Origin of the sequence: Streptomyces sp. CC53 (assembly GCF_001865245.1) — a bacterium.
In the GTDB taxonomy this organism is placed as follows: domain Bacteria; phylum Actinomycetota; class Actinomycetes; order Streptomycetales; family Streptomycetaceae; genus Streptomyces.
The window spans coordinates 1-1,685 of sequence record NZ_MKXB01000054.1; the positions used below are offsets into that span (position 1 = coordinate 1).

Genomic DNA, 1,685 nt, shown 5'->3' on the forward strand with positions numbered 1-1,685 from the left:
CTCGGCCCCGTCGCGACGGTCGGGCCGCGGCTGCCCGGCTGCGCCCCCGCCCTCGGCGACGGCCCCTCCGGCGGCGTGCCGCCCCGGCCCGTCGACGAGGACGGCGACGCGGTCGTCGTGTTCACCTCCGGCACCACGTCCCGCCCCCGAGCCGTGGTCCACACCCGGGCCTCCCTCGCCGCCGGCATGGCCGCCGTGACCGGCCTGGTCGCCCCGCGCGAGGCCCGGCCCGTGCTCGGCGGGACGTTCTTCGTCCTCGTGCCCTCCCTCGCGAACGGCGCGCCCGTCGCCCTGCCCGCCCGGTCCCCGCGCCCGCTCGCCCGCCAACTGCGCCGCCTCGACCCGCAGGCCACCTACCTGACACCGCCCCAGCTGCGCGCCGCCCTCGATGCCGGGGCCCGCTTCACCGGCCGGGTGTGGACCGGCTCCGCCCCCGCGAGCGCGGCGCTCCTCACCCGCGTCAAGCAGGCGGGCGCCCAGGAGGCGTGGGGCGTGTACGCACTGACCGAGCTGTTCCCCGCCGCCGCCGTCGAACAGGCCGAGAAGGCCGCCTTCACCGGCGGGGGAGACCTCGTCGGCACACCGCTGCCCGGCGTCACGGCCAAGCCGGGCCTCACCGGGGAACTGCTGCTGTCCGGGCCCGCGGCCCGCGACCGGTACCTGGGCGAGGACCCCGACCCGTGGGTCGCCACCGGCGACCGCGCCCACCTCGACGGCGGCCGCATCGTCCTGGAGGGCCGCTGCAAGGACATGGTGCTGCGCCGGGCCGAGAACATCTACCCGGGGCTGTACGAGCCCGCGCTGCACGTGCCGGGCGTGGATCTCGCCCTGCTCGTCGGCGTCCCGGCCGCCGACGGCGACGAGCGGCTCGTCGCGGTCGTCCAGCCGCACCGCGACGCCGACCCCGCCCGTGTCCGGGCCGCACTGGCCGCGCCGCTGCGCCGCATGGGCACCGCCCGGCCCGACGCCGTGCTGCTCGGCGACATCCCGCTGTCCGGCCGCTCGTCGAAACCCGACCGGGCGGCCGCCGCCCGCTGGGCCGCCGCCCGCCTGGACGGGAGCGGACGGTGACCGGACCGCTGTGGGTGGTCGTCCCGGCGTACGACGAGGAGGCGTCGATCGGCGCCACCCTCGCCGCGCTCGCCGCCCAGGACGACACCGACTTCACCCTCGCCGTCGTGGACAACGCCTCCACGGACGGCACGGCGGACGCCGTGCGGCGCTTCGCCCGCACGGCGCCCTTCCCCGTGCACCTCCTCCACGAGCCCCAACCCGGCCCGGGCGCCGCCGTCGACACCGGTTTCCGCCACGCCGCCGCCCACGGCGCCGCGCTGCTGGCCCGCACCGACGCCGACTGCCTGCCCGCCCCCGACTGGACCGCCGTCGCACGGGCGGAGTTCGCCCGCGGCGCCGAGATGCTGTGCGGGCGCAGCGTCCCCCGCGCCGACGAGTCCCCGACCCTCGCCGAACGGCGCCTGCTGCCCGCCCTCGTGCGGGTCGCCGCCCTGTACGGGCGGTACCGCAGGGCGCACCGGGACCCGCGCTACCGCACGCCGTACGTGCTGTGCCACGGCCACAACCTGGCCCTGACCGCCGACCTCTACCTGCGGTGCGGAGGCGCCCCCCGGTCGCCGCTGCGGGAGTCGTCCGACGACGTCGAACTGCTCAACCGGGCCCGGGAGCAC

The 1,685-nt window shown here is 78.7% G+C and carries 2 protein-coding genes; both read left to right on the forward strand.

Annotation, left to right across the window (positions count from 1 at the left end):
* Positions 1–1,071, forward strand: a 1,071-nt coding sequence (locus BJP40_RS04800; RefSeq protein WP_071278848.1) for a class I adenylate-forming enzyme family protein, incomplete at its 5' end; no start/stop codon positions are given.
* Positions 1,068–1,685 (forward strand): glycosyltransferase family A protein (locus tag BJP40_RS04805; protein ID WP_071278850.1); only part of this gene is annotated, 618 nt, incomplete at its 3' end. The genes BJP40_RS04800 and BJP40_RS04805, both read left to right, overlap by 4 nt.